The organism is Candidatus Oleimmundimicrobium sp., from assembly GCF_030651595.1.
Taxonomy (GTDB): Bacteria; Actinomycetota; Aquicultoria; order UBA3085; family Oleimmundimicrobiaceae; genus JAUSCH01.
On sequence record NZ_JAUSCH010000056.1, the window covers coordinates 24,215 to 40,573 of the forward strand.

Sequence of the window (16,359 nt, forward strand, 5' to 3'; positions counted from 1 at the left end):
GGCAATTTACAATTCTTCTTAACCCTCTGCCCGTTACCCTTTTATTTTTCCTTTAACAGAGCAATGGCTTGGGCAGCTATTCCTTCACACCTTCCGGTAAAACCCATTCCTTCGGTGGTCGTAGCTTTGAAATTTATTTGGGATTTGTTAACTTTTAAAATTTTTGAAATTTTTTCTTTCATTTTTCCCCAATAAGGAGCCAATTTGGGTTCCTGAAGAATTACCGTAGCATCTAAATTAACAATCTTATATCCTTTTGAAAACATAAGCTCAGTAATATCAGACAACAAATCCAGACTGCAAATTCCCTTATATTTATCAGATGTATCGGGGAAATGACTCCCTATATCCCCTTCACCGATTGCACCTAAAATTGCATCAATAATAGCGTGGGTCAAAACATCCGCATCTGAATGGCCTCCCAAACCCAAATGATGAGATATTCCAACTCCCCCTAAAATTAAAGGACGCCCTTCTATAAATCTATGAGCATCGTAACCAATTCCAACTCTCATTTCGTAAATCCTCTTTTTCTTAAAATTCCCTCTGCTACCTCTAAATCTTCTTGAGTAGTAATCTTTATATTATCGTACGAACCCATAATCATTCTCACTTTATAACCAAGTCTTTCAACAAGCATTGAATCATCAGTTCCACAAAAACTATCTTTTTTGGCCTTTTCGTAAGCTTCTATTAAAATAGAAGTTAAAAATACCTGCGGCGTCTGGGCACACCAAATATTTTTTCTAAGTAAAGTTTTACTTATCTTATCATTGTCGACCACTTTTATCGTATCTTTTGCCGGGACACCAACCACCACACCATGCCAACCTTCCAGAGAAGATATTGCCTTAATTAAGATTTCAGAAGTCACAAAAGGCCTCGCACCATCATGAACCAGTGTAATTTCAGCAGTTGGAGGAAGAAGACACAATCCGTTGTATACTGAATCTTGTCTTTTCTCACCGCCTTCAGCCACTTTTAAAACCTTTTTAAACCCATGCTTCTCTACAATCTCTTTTTGACAAAATTCTACATCATTAGAGTTTACCAAGAGAATTACTCTATCAATTGCCGAACAATCTTCAAAAACAGACAAGGTATGTGTTAAAACAGGTTTCCCCAATAAAAGCAGATATTGCTTACTACGCCCCATTTTCATCCGACTACTTTTACCTGCTGCAACAACTATAGCTACATTCATCTACCCTCCGTTTTGCTTTCTCCCCCGACTTTCGGTTTAGCAAATATCATTCTCCCCGCCGATGTTTGTAAGGCGCTTGTCACTAAAACTTTGATTTCTTGGCCTATGTTGACGTTTCCTCCTTCAATGACCACCATTGTACCGTCATTTAAATAACCAATACCCTGGCCAACCTCTTTGCCTTTTTTAATGACATATATGTTTATCTCCTCACCGGGTAAGACCACGGGTTTTAGTGCGTTTGCAAGCTCATTTATATTAAGGACCACAACGTTGTATAACCCAGCAACTTTATTTAAATTAAAATCATTTGTAACGAGGGGTAACCCCATATCTTTGCCCATTTGAACTAATTTAGCATCAACGTTCGAGATTTTTGGGTAATCTTTTTCAACAATCTTTACCTTCACATTTGGTTCCTCTCGCAATTCATGAAGAACATCTAAACCTCGGCGGCCTTTACTTCTTTTCAACGAATCTTCTGAATCAGCTATAGCTTGAAGTTCTTTTAAAACAAAGGCGGGAACAATCAACTCGCCACTTATAAAACCGGTTCTGCAAATATCGACGATGCGCCCATCTATAATTACGCTCGTATCGAGGATTTTTTTGAGAGGAATGAATTTCTTTCCGTGTATTTTAGACTGACTCAAAAACTTAAAATTTGAACTGATATCTTCCTTCTTACGCAACCCAAGCCACGTCCCAAGATAGCCCAATATCACAAAGATAAGCATCGCTAAGTATGGCCCAAATACTGGAATTTTCCAAAGAGGTAAAGATACAAGGGTTGCTAAAATTAAGCCGACAATTAAACCGGCAACCCCTACAATTATGTCTAGAAGTGGTACTTTTTGGATGGTCTGTTCCATCCAATTTAAACCCTTAGCGGTTTGGATACCTACTACGCCACCTATAAAATATCCTATACCAGCGCCGATTATAATATATAGTATAATGCCGAAAAATGATGGCCCCGGGATGGAAATTTGATAAAGATTAGCAAGTTCAGCTCCGCCAACTGCGCCAAGGAGAGTAAATATCAAACGGATAATAGTTGTTAACATCGAACCCTCCTCCTGATAAAACTTATTTTTTAATACCTATTTCTCTTGCCTCCTTTCTCAAGTTTTCTTAAAAAAATGATAACATAATTTTAAAAACACCGTCAAAAAAAGATCATTTTATAACGATATTTAACAGGGATTCTTTCTTGACAATTAAAATAGATAAAACCTATAATAATTTTAGCTTAAATAATCTGCAACAGAGGGTGATGTAATGAGTGATAAGATATGTAAAGAGTTCCAGGATACAGTCTCTGAATATCTGATAAGACATAAAAGTATTATCGATGTAATGTCAAAACTCCAAGAAGCAACAGCTCACGTAAATAGAGCTATAAGTAAAGCTGTGACTAGCTGTGGATGTTTAAAAATCAAGGCCTCAAAACAACCAATTCCCAAAGATGCAACTTTATCTGAGATATCAGAATATGTCCGCACTCACCTTGAAGGAAAACTTTGTCCCAATTGCCTTGAAGCTATTGAGGCTGAATTAGGAAATACAATGTTTTATTTAGCAGCTACGTGTACACTTTTGGATTTGGATCTTGAAAAAATTATCACTCATGAGAATAACCGAATTTCCACCCTGGGAGTTTACAGTCTAACCTAAATAGTTACCATTTTTCAGCTGCCAGCTTTCGGTCTCCAGAAAAATTAAAAACATAAGTTTTTTATTAATTTTTAAAACCTGAATGGGTTATTTGTAGGAAATTTATCTGATAGTAAATAAATTTAGATATATTGTTCTAAGGTGCTGTGACCTCGAAGTCTCTTTAGACCTTCCCAGATAGCTTTCGCTCTTACCTCTCCTATCCCCTCAACCTCATCCAGATCTTCTATGCTTGCCTTGATTATTGTCTCCAAATCGCCAAATTTCTTTATAATCTTATTCACTATTGTTACCGGAAGACGCGGAATCTTCCTGAGTAAACGATACCCTTTTGGATGAACAATCTTATCCAGAATATTAACGGTATCACCTTCATATCCAAGTATCCGGCATATGTTAGTTAAGTCTAGTAACTCCTCAGAAGAAAGTCGCCTAAGCTCTTTTGCAGCTTTCTCAGCTCTTCTGCTATCTTTACAATAATCTTTTAACACCATCATATTATCTTCTTCTACGCGAACCATAAGTTCCTCTAGCTGCATTTTTATTAATCGGCCTTCGGAGCCAAGCTCGATTATATACCGTTCCACTTCATCAGCAACTCTTTTCACCATTTCAAACCGCTGAATAATTGACCCTACATCCAAGAGCGTTACAAAATCCTGAAATTCAAGTGAATTTAAATTAGTAGAAACTTCATTGAGCCTAATTTTATATTTCTCAAGCGTTTGTAGAGCTTGATTGGCTTTGGCTAACAATGCTCGAATATCTTCAAGCACATATTTATAGTTGCTCCAATATAATGATATTACATCCCGCCGCTGTGAAATTGAGACCACCAAAGCATTGGTTTGTTTCGCCACTCGCTCAGCAGTTCTATGCCGCATACCAGTTTCATCAGTCGAGAGCATTGGGTCTGGTACCAAGTGAATATTTGCTCCTAAAATTTTCTTTAAGTCCTGGTCTAAAATGATGGCACCATCCATCTTAGATAACTCAAAAAGTTTTTGGGGATGAAGTTCAACATTTAGTTCAAATCCGCCATCGCAAAGTTTTTCAACTTCTTCAACATCGCCTATAACAATCAATGCTCCCGTTCTTCCACTTATAATTTGCTCCAAAGCATCACGTATAGGTGTGCCGGGAGCCACTATCTTTAAAACATTAATCAAAGTTGTTTTCTTCTTTTCACTCAATATTCAAGCCACCCCAATCATCATTAATTTAGATATTTCAATGCTTCTCGAACATTTTTTACAGGCAAAAGCTCAATGTCTAAACCTTTATTTTTTATATCGGCATCTTGCGCCGGTAAGATTACCCTTTTAAATCCGAGACTCGCCGCCTCGGCTAAACGCTTCTCAACTTGGCTTACGAATCTTACTTCTCCCGCCAATCCAATTTCACCAAAGGCAGCCACATCAGCTGGTATCTTTTTATCAAGGTAAGATGAAGCCACAACAAGAGCAATCCCCAAATCAGCTGCCGGCTCCACAACTTTTATTCCCCCCGTAATATTTACATAAACATCACACTTTTCAAGATGATGACCCATTTTTTTCTCAAGAACCGCCAAAACTAAAGAAAGACGATTAAAATCAAGTCCCGAACAAAGACGACGGGGAATATTTAAGTAAGAGCTGGATGTTAACCCCTGCAATTCCACAAGGAGAGGCCGATTGCCTTCCATTGTAACAACTACAATGGAACCAGGAACATCAGTGGGCCTCTCAGCTAAAAAAAGCGCCGACGGATTTACAACCTCTGTAAGACCCTTTGAAGTCATCTCAAATATACCCACTTCGTTAGTTGAACCAAAGCGATTTTTAACTGCCCTTACTACTCGGTAGTTGCGATGTGTATCTCCTTCAAAATATAAAACCGTATCAACTATATGCTCCAATATTTTAGGCCCGGCTATAGACCCATCTTTGGTCACATGCCCAACAATAAAAGTTGGAAGACCCTTCGTCTTAGCTATTCTAAGCAAGCGTCCCGTAAATTCCCTTACCTGGCTTACACTCCCCGGAGACGAAGAAATATCAGAACAAAACATCGTTTGGATTGAATCGATAATAAGAAGCGCGGGGTTTATCTCTTCAATCTGGCTTTGAATATAGTCAAAATCAGTTTCGCATAAAATAAACAGGTTGGGTGAGAGTTGCCCTAACCTATTCGACCTCATCTTTATCTGTTTGGCCGATTCCTCGCCCGAGACAATTAAAACCTTGTTACCGGATAACGCCATACTATTGGAAACTTGGAGAAGAAGTGTCGATTTGCCTACACCGGGCACCCCGCCCAGCAAAACCAGGGAGCCGTCTACAATACCTCCTCCTAAAACTCTATCTAGTTCCGGAATTTGCGTTGGGAGACGTTTTTTCTCTGCTTCCTTTATGCTGATTATATCCTGAGCTGGATTAAATGATTTAAAAGCGTTGCTTTTTGGAGTCTTTGCGACAGACTCTTCAACTATGGTATTCCACTCTCCACAGTCCGGGCACCTTCCTAACCACTTTAAAGAGGTATAACCGCATTCTTGACAACGCATTATAGTTTGGGTTTTCCGCATACTAAACTCTTTCTAGCTAAGTTGCACTTTTTCCTTCTCGGGTTCAAATATTACTTCGCCATTCCTAGTATCAATTTTAACCTTATGTACTTTCGCAAAATCACCGCGCAATATAGCATCTGAAAGTGGATCTTCAACCAACCGCTGAATTGCTCTTCTGAGTGGCCTTGCTCCTAAAGCGTGATCATAACCTTTTTTAGAAAGCAATGTTTTTACTTCGTCGGTTAAAACAATTGATATATTCTTTGTTTTAAGTTGTTTTTCAACTCGCTTAATCATTAAATCAACGATAGACTTGATATCCTTTTCGCTAAGTTCATGAAAGACAATTGTATCATCCACTCTATTTAAAAACTCAGGTCGAAAGGTCTTTTTAAGTTCGCTCATCACCTTTTTCTTCATCTCAATGTAGGGTAAAGATTCTCCCGATTCTTTCGAGAAACCAATTCGAGTGGTTTTCTGTATCATACGAGCACCGAGGTTCGAAGTCATAATCACAATAGTATTCTTAAAATCAACGACACGACCTTGAGCATCAGTTAATTTCCCATCCTCTAATATCTGTAAAAGCATGTTAAAAACATCCGGATGAGCTTTCTCAATTTCATCAAATAAGACAACGGAGTACGGTTTGCGCCTTACAGATTCAGTAAGCTGACCCCCTTCTTCATAGCCAACATAGCCGGGAGGAGAACCAACCAATCTCGATGTGTTGTGTTTCTCCATATATTCCGACATATCAAATTGCAAAAGCGCCCCTTCATCACCAAAGAGATATTCGGCTAAGGCGCGCGCCAGTTCCGTCTTGCCAACCCCTGAAGGCCCGAGAAAAATAAACGAACCAGTTGGTCTTCGAGGATCCTTTAATCCAGCTCTGGTTCTTCGAATAGCTTTGGAAATGGCCTTAACGGCCTCATCTTGTCCAACAACTCTTTTATGGAGAGCTTCTTCCATACAAAGCAATTTTGCCGATTCTTCCTCCGTAATTTTTACCACTGGAATGCCGGTCCATGCTGAAACAACTTCTGCCACTTCTTTTTCTTCAACTTTTTCCGCATCCGTGAGTTTGGGTTTCTTCCAACTCTCAATAATTTGTCTCTTTTTCTTGATAAGAGATTTTTCTTCATCACGTAAATCAGCAGCTTTCTCAAAATCTTGTTCCTTTACCGCTGCCTCTTTTTCCTTTCTTGTTTGATATAGCTCACTCTCAATCTCTTTCACTCCGGAAGGAACCGTCATCAACCTCAATCTAACTTTAGAGGCCGCTTCATCAATTAAATCAATTGCTTTATCAGGCAAAAACCTATCAGATATATATCTATCTCCAAGATAAGCAGCAGCAGAAATTGCGTCATCGGTGATATTCACATGATGGTGTGCCTCATAACAATCCTTTAGCCCCTTTAAAATATTTATCGTCTCATCAATAGTCGGCTCATCAACCATAATTGGTTGAAATCTGCGTTCCAAAGCCGAATCTTTTTCAATATGTTTCCTATACTCATTCAACGTGGTAGCTCCAATGGTCTGAATCTCACCACGCGCCAAAGATGGCTTGAGAATGCTAGCCGCATCAATAGCTCCTTCAGCTGCACCGGCTCCAATAATAGTATGAAGCTCATCGATAAATATAATAACGTCTCCCCTATCGCGAATTTCTTTCATTATCTTTTTTAATCTTTCTTCAAATTCTCCGCGGTATTTAGAGCCAGCGATTAACAAGCCTAAATCAAGTGCATATATCTGCTTGTCTTTTAGTGTTTCAGGAACTTCGTTTTTCGCTATGAGCTGAGCTAATCCCTCAACTATTGCCGTTTTTCCCACTCCAGGGTCACCTATTAAAACAGGATTATTTTTAGTTCTCCTTGAGAGAATCTGCATTACTCTTTCTATCTCTTTCTTTCGACCTACTGTGGGATCAAGTTTATTTTCCAAAGCATATTGGGTAAGATTTCTTCCAAACTCATCAAGAAGATTTTTTTTCTCTCTTTCCACCTGTGGTTCTATGATTTTATCTTCATAATGGCCGCTTAGAAGCTGAACGGTTTGCTCATAAGCGCTTTCAAAATCTACCCCCGACTCCTCAAGAACTTTTGCCGCAATTCCTTCCTTTTCTTTTATTAAACCAAGTAAAATGTGCTCGGTCCCAATATAGTTGTGTCCAAGTCTTAAAGCTTCTCTTAAAGAAAGCTCTAAAGCTTTTTTAGCCCGGGGCGTAAAAGGAATGTGGCCAATCGGTTCAGTTGCCCCCATTTCAGTTTCTTCTTCAATTTGTTCTTGTATGTCTTCTAAGCTAAGACCTAAGTTTTCCAATACTTTAACGGCTATGCTCTCTTTTTCGTGAATTAATCCCAACAGAAGATGCTCGGTTCCAACATAATTTTGTTTTAGCATCTTGGCCTCTTCTTGAGCAGAAACAATTACCCTTTTAGCCCGCTCAGTAAATCTCTCAAACATTTAAACCACCCCTTCCCGCAACTCAAATAGCTTGTGTTTTATAAGGTTAGCTCGAGCTATTAACTCAGAATCTTCATCAACGTCTTTTCCAATAGAATCACGAAGATGAGCAGGTTTTATAAGCATCATTAGTTTTGTTACCTGGTTACAACTCAAATTAGGTAAAATGTTAAGGTCAATGCCTAGACGAATCATTGATAAGTAATCAATGGCCTCTTCGAAAGAGATTAATTTTGCATGGGTAAGAGTACCCCATGCTCTTGAAACTTCATCTATCAATTTGATCTTTTCCTCTTTCGCTAAAATTTGTCTAGCGGCTCTTTCTCTTTCTATTATATTTTTAGACACTTTTTGTAAATCATCAATGATTTCATCCTCGGACTTACCTATTGTTGTTTGATTGGACACCTGGTAAAAATTTCCCGCTACGTCGGTCCCCTCTCCAAAAAGTCCCCTCACGGTTATGTTGGAATTCGATAAATTCGAAAACAATAATTCCACTTCATCATTAATTGCCAAAGCCGGCAGATGCATCATAACTGAAGCCCTCATGCCCGTGCCGATATTGGTTGGACGTTCAGTTAAATATCCCCGGTGCGCAGAAAACGCATAAGGTAAGTGTGAACTCAATCGTTCATCAATTTCATCCGCAATCTTCCAAGCTTTTTGCAGCTGAAGCCCGGACGAAAATGCTTGAATGCAAAGATGGTCCTCCTCATTAATCATGATACATAAGTCAGTATTTTTCTCACTTAGAATAACCGCCAAGCCTTTTTTCTTAACATTGAAGGTTGGGCTTATCAGATGTTTTTCAACCAAAATATCTTTTTTTTGTGGGGCAAGCTCTTCAGAAAAGATTAAGATGAGATCGTTAAAATCACACTCACCAGTAATAGCTTTTAAAATAAAACCCCGAACTTCGCTTAATTGAGCTTCAGTTGCCCAATGAGGAAAGGTAAAATTAGTTAAATTCCTGGCAATCTTTACTCTGCTACTTACAATCACATCCGAATCTGAGCTCTCATCTTCTATCCAATTACTGAAATTCGACTTAAAAGTAATCAAATTAACTTACCTCCAGAGAAATGTTCTTCTCCAAATTGCTAATTTCATCTCTTGCCTTGGCAGCTTTTTCATACTCTTCTTTTTTAACGTATATCTTTAGTCGCTGTTGTAACCGCATTAATTTTAACTCAAGTTTAACTTGTTCATTTAAATTGCTTGGAGTCTTGCCCACATGTTTCGCTTCGCCATGGATTTTTTTAAGTAATAAAGAAAGTTTTGACCCAAACGATTTGTAACACGCGCTACATCCCAACCGTCCACTCTTACAAAAATCACTCAATCTTATCCCACATGTAGAACAAACCAATTCATCCTTCTCCTTAAAATCTTCAAGTAAAGAGTTTTCCTTGAAATCAAAAAGAGTATCACTTAAAAATTCAGGTAGCTCAGTGAATTCATTAAAAGATAAAATACCATTCCAAAACTTCATCGCGCAATCTTTGCATAAATGAGTTCTAAAGATTTTACCATTCGCAATTTTAACCAAATAAATATAGGGTTTATTTTTATGACATTCATCGCAAAACATGATTTGTATCTCCTAAAAAGGTTGTCTGATTATCTAATTTTATTTTATCATTCGCCACAATTTTTAGCCATGCAGCTTTAATTTAAAAAATCTACGAATGATGATGCGGAAACGCTCTAACTGAAGTTTAACTTTCCGGTTTCATTTGAGGAAAGAGAATTACTTCTTGAATCGAGTGAGAGTTGGTTAAAAGCATAATCAACCTATCAATTCCTATGCCGAGGCCCCCTGTCGGAGGCATTCCATATTCCAGCGCCCTAAGAAAATCTTCATCTATGCGCTGAGCTTCTTCATCATTTTCATCCAATTGTTGCTCAAAACGCTTTCTTTGCTCCAAAGGATTTATTAATTCGGAGAAAGCATTGGCTATTTCCCTTCCAGCAATAATTAATTCAAATCTTTCGGTAAGATTCGGATTATCGGGGTGCTGTTTAGCCAATGGCGTTACCTCAATTGGATAATCTTTTATAAACGTAGGCTGAATAAGTTGTCCTTCAATAAGTTTATCAAAAATTTCCGTAATTATCTTTCCTTTGCCAAAATTATCTTTTATTGCCACTTGATGTTGCTTGGCTATGGCTTTTAATTCACCGATTTCCATTTCAAACGAGAGTTTTATGCCCGCGAATTTCTCAATTGCCTCAAGCATCGTGTATTCCCGCCACCCATCGGAAAAATCAAGCTTATTGTCCTCATATTCAATTATCGTAGAATCACATAGTTCTTTAACTACTGAGCTTATAAGTTCCTGTGTAAACTTTATCATATCATTATAGTCAGCATATGCTTGGTATATTTCAAGCATTGTGAACTCGGGATTATGCTTTGCGGACATCCCTTCATTCCTAAAGTTTCTATTGAGCTCATATACTCTTTCAAGCCCTCCCACAATCAAGCGTTTTAAATAAAGCTCGGGAGCTATACGAAGATATAGGTCAATATCTAAAGCGTTGTGGTGAGTGGTGAAAGGCCTTGCAGTCGCCCCTCCAGGAATGGATTGCAACATAGGAGTTTCTACTTCCAAAAATCCCTTTTCATCTAAAAAGTTTCGTATAAACTTAATTATCTTATTTCTTTTAATAAATAATTCTTTAACACCGGAATTTACTATTAAATCAACGTAACGCTGACGATGCCTAATCTCAACATCTTTTAAACCATGCCACTTTTCTGGGAAAGGCCGAAGAGATTTAGATAAAAGCTCAAATTTATCAACCGCAATTGACAGTTCTCCGCGGTGGGTTTTAAATACTAGCCCTGATATTCCTACCCAATCCCCAATATCTGAATCAGTGGAAAAATGATACGCCTTTTCGCCTAACTTATCTATCGACAAATATAGTTGAATCTTTCCCGAGACATCGCTAATTACGGCAAAACTTGCTTTGCCATGTTTCCGAAGAGCCATGATTCTTCCGGCTACGATAACCCTATTATCAGTATTTTCGCCGGGCTGAAGATTCTTGTGGGTTGATATAATTTCAGAAATATAATTTTTCTGCTCAAATTTTCCCTTGTAAGGATTTATGTTTGAGGATACCAACTCCTGTAATTTATAACGGCGTTGAATCATTAGCTCGTTAAGTTCTAATTCATTATCTTCCATTATTGCCTTTCAATAGCTCCTTAAATTTATTATTTAATTTCAGATATCAAGTACTCCAATTTTCCGAGAGGAGCTTGAACCATTACTTTATCCCCTGGTTTTTTGCCAATAATAGCCATCCCGACAGGAGATTCATTGGAAATTCTATATTCGCACGGATTTGCTTCAGCGGAGCCAACCAACATATACTCAACAACTTCGTTAGACTCCAAATCTCTTAAAACCACCAATGAACCTAAATCCACTTCATCGGTTTTTCTCTTATTGCTAATAATTTTAGCATTTTTAAGAATGTTTGTTATCTGATCTATTCGACCTTCAATAAAGGCCTGTTCATTTTTAGCATCATCATATTCAGCATTTTCGCTGATGTCTCCAAACTCAATCGCCTCTTTTATTCGCTTTGCAATTTCCCTACGCTTCTTAGTTACTAAATAATCCAGTTCTTCTTCAAGTTTTCGACAACCTGTTTCTGTTAAAGCAACCTCTTTTTCCATTAGGCAACTTCCTCTCAGTAAATTATTTAATATAAAACGGCACTGCTTAGCAGTGCCAACGCACGTATGTATACTACTAATACTGCATTATAAAAAAATATTGCCTACCTGTCAAAATAAATCAACCTGTTGAAAGGATAACTTAAAAAAACCTTTAACCTAATTTGGAATATTTTAACATCCGACGAACTCGATAGAACCATTTCTTATTGCTGTTTAAGGCAGCGTTCTTCCTTATTTCTTTAATTTTATCCCGGGTTATTCTCTCTCCGAAACTGCGAAAACCGGCCAATTTAAATCCATGTTTCATCGCAAACCTGGAAATTTTCTCCACGTTGGAGACCCGAACACTCCCCATGTCAAAATTTTCTTTTATTCCTTCGAGACATAAAATCATGGTCTCAGACATACACGCGTAAGCATATTTATCCGGCTTCAACCTAAAATCATAATCAAAACGCGATTCCCTTTTTATTTTTCTCCCAGGTATTTTTATAATTCCTCCGTCAAAGACCAGAATATCATTTCTCTCTTTTAAAACAGATTTAGATACATCAGGTGGCTGAGCAACATCACAAACTACTGTTCCGGACTCAAAATCGGCAACATCAATTATTGTATTGGCATCACTGGTGGCTGATATAACTATATCCGCCCCCTCTAAGGCCTTCTTTATATCCGTGGAAGCGCTAACCACCGCAAGTTCTTTTAGTTTATTCACTTGGAGTTCAAGAGCTCTTTGACGTCTCCCCACTAAAACTATTTCTGCAACTTCTGGCGCAAGAATTTCACTACATGCCCTTCCAATTGAACCAGTAGCCCCAACAACAACTAATTTAGCCTTAGATAACCGTATCCCCATTAACCTTGCTGCCTTCTTTGTTCCATTTACTGCAGCAGCAACTGTATAAGCGTTTCCCGTTGTAATTGGAAGAGCAGATTGTTTTGCTATTGATAACCCCCCATTTACAGCAATGGAAGTAAAACCACCGAGCCCCACAATGCTAGCCCCAAGTTCTTTTGCTATATCAATAGCTTCAAGGATTTTTCTTTGAGCAAGTTCAGGATGTTCTCTCATCTGCTCAGGCAGCAAAGGCACAGTTATAAACCACCCTTCAGCTTTTCTACCTGTCTTTGAAGTAATGCCGATTATATGCGACCCTATAAATGGCGGCTTTTCACACATCCACAGTAACATTTTTTTTATAAGAGCAACCGGCTTACCGGCGGCCTTTTTTTCAAAATTAACCACATCATCTAAATCTAACGGGTGAATGAGAAATGCAAACTTTCTCATCTTTTCACCTTCCGAGAGCCTTCCATCTTTTTTTTCATTCCTTCGAGCATCATCTCCGAATTCTCCTTAACCTTTAACTCTAAAACAGGCCCAATAAGATCTTCCATATTGGGCATCCCAAAATCAAAATCAACAGTTAGAACCAATCTCGTGCCTTCCGGTATCTCTTCAAATTTCCATTCGCCTTCAAATTTATCTAAATCACCCTCGATAAGTTTATACTTAATAAGACAGTTTTCGTCATCGAACCATTCTTCCTCTGTCCAATTTAAAGCAATATCATCAATCTCAGTCGCCCACTCCGTAACAGTCTTATTTTTCTCCTCTTTAACAACCTTTACTTCTTTCACATCCCTCATAAAGCTGGGAAAACTCTCCATGTTTTTAGCCAATTTATAAACATCTTTTTTAGGAGCCTTAATCTCTATTGAACTTTTAACACAAGGCATTTAGTTTCCTCCTTTAAGCTTAAATAATCGATTATACATAGACTGTGCCTTCTCAATGGCTTTTTTTGTTCCCTGTAAAACCTTATCTAATTGATTTTCAGTAATAACAAGCGGTGGCTCAAACCTAATTACTTTTGGATTATTTAAAGTATAAACGGCGGTTATCCCTTCTTTTGCCATTTCAGGGATGATAATTCCACCAAGACCTTCTTTGGTTAACTCAAAACCTATCATCAATCCCTTCCCTCTAATTTCAGAAATGATATTTGGATAGCTCATCTGTAAATCTCTTAAACCAGCCATTAAATAATCCCCAAGCTGCACAGCCCGTTCGCAAAGATTCTCTTCTAAAACAACCTCAATTGCCGCTTTCGCCGCCACACAAGCTAAAGGATTCCCACCAAAAGTTGACGTTATAATCAAAGGATTTGAGTTGAAGACTTCCCAAACTTCACTGGTACCGGTGAACGCCCCAATTGGAATAACTCCTCCACTTAAAGCTTTTGCGAGCGTAATTATATCTGGAACAACTCCATAGTGATCCACAGCAAACATCTTACCGGTTCGTCCAAGCCCGGTCTGAATTTCATCGACTATCAAAAGAACCCCCGCTTCATCACAGATTTTTCTCAATTCAGGCAAATAAGCGTCTGGGGGAACAATTATGCCACCCTCACCTTGAATAGGCTCAACTATAACCGCTGCCGTATTTTCACAAACTGCCTTTTGCATAGCTTTTATATCTCCAAAAGGAACATGAATAAAATCACCGACTAAAGGCTTAAATGGATCTCGATAAATATCTTTTCCCGTCGCAGATAAAGCGCCAAATGTTTTCCCATGAAAAGCGTTATGAGTTGAGATAATTTTAGTTCTTCCTGTAGTAACCCGAGCAAGCTTTAAAGCCCCCTCAACAGCCTCAGCCCCACTATTACAGAAAAAAGAATATTGAAGATCGCCTGGAGTTATTTTAGCTATAAGTTCAGCTAAATCAGCGAGGGGTTTATTTAAAAAAACTTTGGAAGATAACGACATTTTCTTTAATTGCTCTTGGACAGCCTTTATCACTTTTGGATGACTATGCCCTATATTAAAGACACCATAACCACCAGCACAGTCTATATAATCTTTACCAAAAATATCGGTAATAATTGCTCCGCGAGCTTTCCACTCAACGGTATCATAACCAGTTAACTTAAGAAGCCTTGTTAGAGATGGGTTGTGATAATCTTTTGTCTTTTGAAAAGTCTCTCTCGTTATTGTTTTTGCGGTTTCGTTTTTAATGCTTTCCATTTTACCACCTAATTAAGTTCAATTATTCTCGGTTTAAATTTAAGTTTTTTAAGAAGATTTGAATAGTCTTCTGACCTAATTTTCTCCACCGGCTTTCCTAAAATTGCAACCATAGTAGCTTCCATAACATTGGTCCCAAAAGAACGACCTTGAAATTCCGGAGTTGTGGTAATAAGCAATTTCACCCCGCGAGACTTTAAATCCTCAACATCTTCACTCGTTATCGTGTTAGTCAATATCCATTTACCTTTCATGTTCTGTGGCATATATTTTCGAATAAACAAATAATCTCCGGCAATTATATCCGCCTCTTCATAATATTTTGTATACTTCGGGTCCGGTTCCCTCTCTTGCTTTTCTCCTGTAGGATAAAGTATCTTAAAAGGCATTTTTACAACTATAGGTAAAAAAATAGCTGCTACCGTATTAAAAACTGAAAGAGATCTTATCGGAACGGGAAGATTTAGCCCAAATATAAGGTCTCCAAATATTATTTCACACCCTGCCGCATCTAATGCCTCTGCCATTCCAAAACGGTCAACGGCACTTACCATCAAAACCTTTTTACCTTCTAGGGGATAATGTAATTTATTGACAAGATAATAAACAACTTCTCTTTCTAAGGTATTTTTTAAACCACTTCCGTCCGCAACAGGGGTTTTTTTAATCGCTTCTCTAAGTTTTTTTGCATCCTTTATTTCATATCTTTTTCCACCAGCATAAAGGTAGAGGTCTATTCCACCTAAACCAATGGCATCAACTTTACCATCGAGCTCTTTAAGAATCTCTATGGCTCTGTTAAAATTTCCATCGGTGCCGACCCTACTTATGCTAAACTCTTCTCCTAATAATTTTACTTTTGCCTGATGGTCTCTTTTTGAAGATCCAAGACTTACGCTTACGACCTTTTTCAACCTTCCCCCCCTTTTTGATACCAATAATATTCCTTAAAAGACTTTTAAGTTCTTTCACATCGACCTTCTTATCCGTTTTTAAGGGAGACCTGCCCAAAGAAACTCCTATTACTTCACCATTTAAAATTTTTCCTAAAGATTTAACCCTTTTATCTGATGCTAAAAATATGACTATATCGAATTTTTGAAGCTTGGCAAGAATGCTTAAAACTTCATTGAAGACAAAAGCTCCTCCCTTATCTGCAATAGAGAGCCGCTCTCTCTCGCTTAATAAATAAACAAAATCTACGCCACATTCTTTAGCGGCTTTTTTAACCTCTTGCTTGTTTTCCACGGGAAATCCCACTAGAGCAATGTGCTCTCCCCTTCTCATTTCTCCAAGACCTTCAAGATGCGAGACAAAAGAACGTTCAACCCCAACATCATAAGCCACTTCTGCTTGAGTTGCCCCATCTGAGCGTTTTTTTAAAATCTCACTCACCAATTCGGTGAGTCTTTCGCGGCTTATTACTTTACTGCCAATGCGAATTAAATCCATTTATGTCTTCCTCTCAAAATGTCCACAAATTTGTGTACATTTTAACATAGGAAAAGATGAAGCTCAAGAAAGGAGAACTCCTTTCATTTTCTTGCTCGTCCAAGAAAATGAAACAAAAGAAAGACGGCCGATCATTTTTTAAACGGCTCCAAAATGTACGGTTGTTCAGGCGCCTGCAGAACTCGCCAGGCTGAACTATATCCTTCCCTTTGGCTTTTTTATAAAGCCAAAACTTCCAACTACGTTGTAAGATGGATGTAACCC

The 16,359-nt window shown here is 38.2% G+C and carries 16 protein-coding genes; 1 reads left to right on the forward strand and 15 read right to left on the reverse strand.

The annotated features are described in order from the left end of the window. Positions 1 to 41: 41 nt before the first annotated feature. Genes ispF through Q7U95_RS03675 form a run of 3 tightly spaced genes read right to left on the reverse strand, consistent with a single transcriptional unit; the run spans position 42 to position 2,271 of the window. The gene (gene ispF / locus Q7U95_RS03665) at positions 42 to 515 is read right to left on the reverse strand and encodes a 2-C-methyl-D-erythritol 2,4-cyclodiphosphate synthase (protein WP_308751931.1); all 474 of its coding nucleotides are present in this window, start codon (positions 513 to 515) and stop codon (positions 42 to 44) included. Continuing rightward, positions 512 to 1,204, reverse strand: coding sequence for a 2-C-methyl-D-erythritol 4-phosphate cytidylyltransferase (gene ispD, locus Q7U95_RS03670; RefSeq protein ID WP_308751933.1), 693 nt, complete (start codon positions 1,202 to 1,204; stop codon positions 512 to 514). Before ispD ends, ispF begins: the two co-directional genes overlap by 4 nt. Continuing rightward, on the reverse strand, positions 1,201 to 2,271 hold the full coding sequence (locus Q7U95_RS03675; protein ID WP_308751935.1) for a TRAM domain-containing protein: 1,071 nt from the start codon (positions 2,269 to 2,271) through the stop codon (positions 1,201 to 1,203). The genes ispD and Q7U95_RS03675 overlap by 4 nt, the downstream gene beginning before the upstream one ends. 214 nt (positions 2,272 to 2,485) lie before the next feature. Here Q7U95_RS03675 and Q7U95_RS03680 point away from each other — a divergent pair, with 214 nt between their 5' ends. Next, on the forward strand, positions 2,486 to 2,881 hold the full coding sequence (locus Q7U95_RS03680; protein WP_308751937.1) for a hypothetical protein: 396 nt from the start codon (positions 2,486 to 2,488) through the stop codon (positions 2,879 to 2,881). Between the two features lie 122 nt (positions 2,882 to 3,003). Here Q7U95_RS03680 and disA read toward each other — a convergent pair whose 3' ends face one another. The 12 genes from disA to Q7U95_RS03740 all read right to left on the reverse strand — a co-directional run bounded on the left by disA (position 3,004) and on the right by Q7U95_RS03740 (position 16,095). Next, entirely contained in the window at positions 3,004 to 4,074 is a 1,071-nt protein-coding gene (gene disA / locus Q7U95_RS03685) for a DNA integrity scanning diadenylate cyclase DisA (protein ID WP_308751939.1), read from the reverse strand. A gap of 23 nt (positions 4,075 to 4,097) precedes the next feature. Then, on the reverse strand, positions 4,098 to 5,450 hold the full coding sequence (gene radA, locus Q7U95_RS03690; RefSeq protein ID WP_308751941.1) for a DNA repair protein RadA: 1,353 nt from the start codon (positions 5,448 to 5,450) through the stop codon (positions 4,098 to 4,100). A 12-nt stretch (positions 5,451 to 5,462) separates the two neighbouring features. Further along, a complete protein-coding gene (locus Q7U95_RS03695; RefSeq protein ID WP_308751943.1) occupies positions 5,463 to 7,907 on the reverse strand; it encodes an ATP-dependent Clp protease ATP-binding subunit in 2,445 nt (814 codons plus the stop codon). After that, positions 7,908 to 8,972: a protein arginine kinase gene (locus Q7U95_RS03700; protein WP_308751945.1), complete on the reverse strand. Its 1,065-nt coding sequence runs from the start codon at positions 8,970 to 8,972 to the stop codon at positions 7,908 to 7,910. A gap of 1 nt (position 8,973) precedes the next feature. Then, complete coding sequence (locus Q7U95_RS03705; protein ID WP_308751947.1) at positions 8,974 to 9,501, reverse strand: UvrB/UvrC motif-containing protein; 528 nt, start codon at positions 9,499 to 9,501, stop codon at positions 8,974 to 8,976. Positions 9,502 to 9,628: 127 nt separating this feature from the next. Then, a complete protein-coding gene (lysS, locus tag Q7U95_RS03710; protein WP_308751949.1) occupies positions 9,629 to 11,107 on the reverse strand; it encodes a lysine--tRNA ligase in 1,479 nt (492 codons plus the stop codon). A gap of 29 nt (positions 11,108 to 11,136) precedes the next feature. Continuing rightward, positions 11,137 to 11,604: a transcription elongation factor GreA gene (greA, locus tag Q7U95_RS03715; protein WP_308751951.1), complete on the reverse strand. Its 468-nt coding sequence runs from the start codon at positions 11,602 to 11,604 to the stop codon at positions 11,137 to 11,139. 154 nt (positions 11,605 to 11,758) lie between these two features. Next, positions 11,759 to 12,901: an NAD(P)H-binding protein gene (locus Q7U95_RS03720; protein WP_308751953.1), complete on the reverse strand. Its 1,143-nt coding sequence runs from the start codon at positions 12,899 to 12,901 to the stop codon at positions 11,759 to 11,761. Next, the gene (locus Q7U95_RS03725; protein ID WP_308751955.1) at positions 12,898 to 13,350 is read right to left on the reverse strand and encodes an SRPBCC family protein; all 453 of its coding nucleotides are present in this window, start codon (positions 13,348 to 13,350) and stop codon (positions 12,898 to 12,900) included. The genes Q7U95_RS03720 and Q7U95_RS03725 overlap by 4 nt, the downstream gene beginning before the upstream one ends. Further along, the gene (locus Q7U95_RS03730; protein WP_308751957.1) at positions 13,351 to 14,643 is read right to left on the reverse strand and encodes an aminotransferase class III-fold pyridoxal phosphate-dependent enzyme; all 1,293 of its coding nucleotides are present in this window, start codon (positions 14,641 to 14,643) and stop codon (positions 13,351 to 13,353) included. It lies immediately after the preceding gene. A gap of 8 nt (positions 14,644 to 14,651) precedes the next feature. Then, complete coding sequence (locus tag Q7U95_RS03735; RefSeq protein WP_308751959.1) at positions 14,652 to 15,557, reverse strand: hypothetical protein; 906 nt, start codon at positions 15,555 to 15,557, stop codon at positions 14,652 to 14,654. After that, entirely contained in the window at positions 15,475 to 16,095 is a 621-nt protein-coding gene (locus Q7U95_RS03740; protein WP_308751961.1) for a hypothetical protein, read from the reverse strand. The genes Q7U95_RS03735 and Q7U95_RS03740 overlap by 83 nt, the downstream gene beginning before the upstream one ends. Between the last annotated feature and the right edge of the window lie 264 nt (positions 16,096 to 16,359).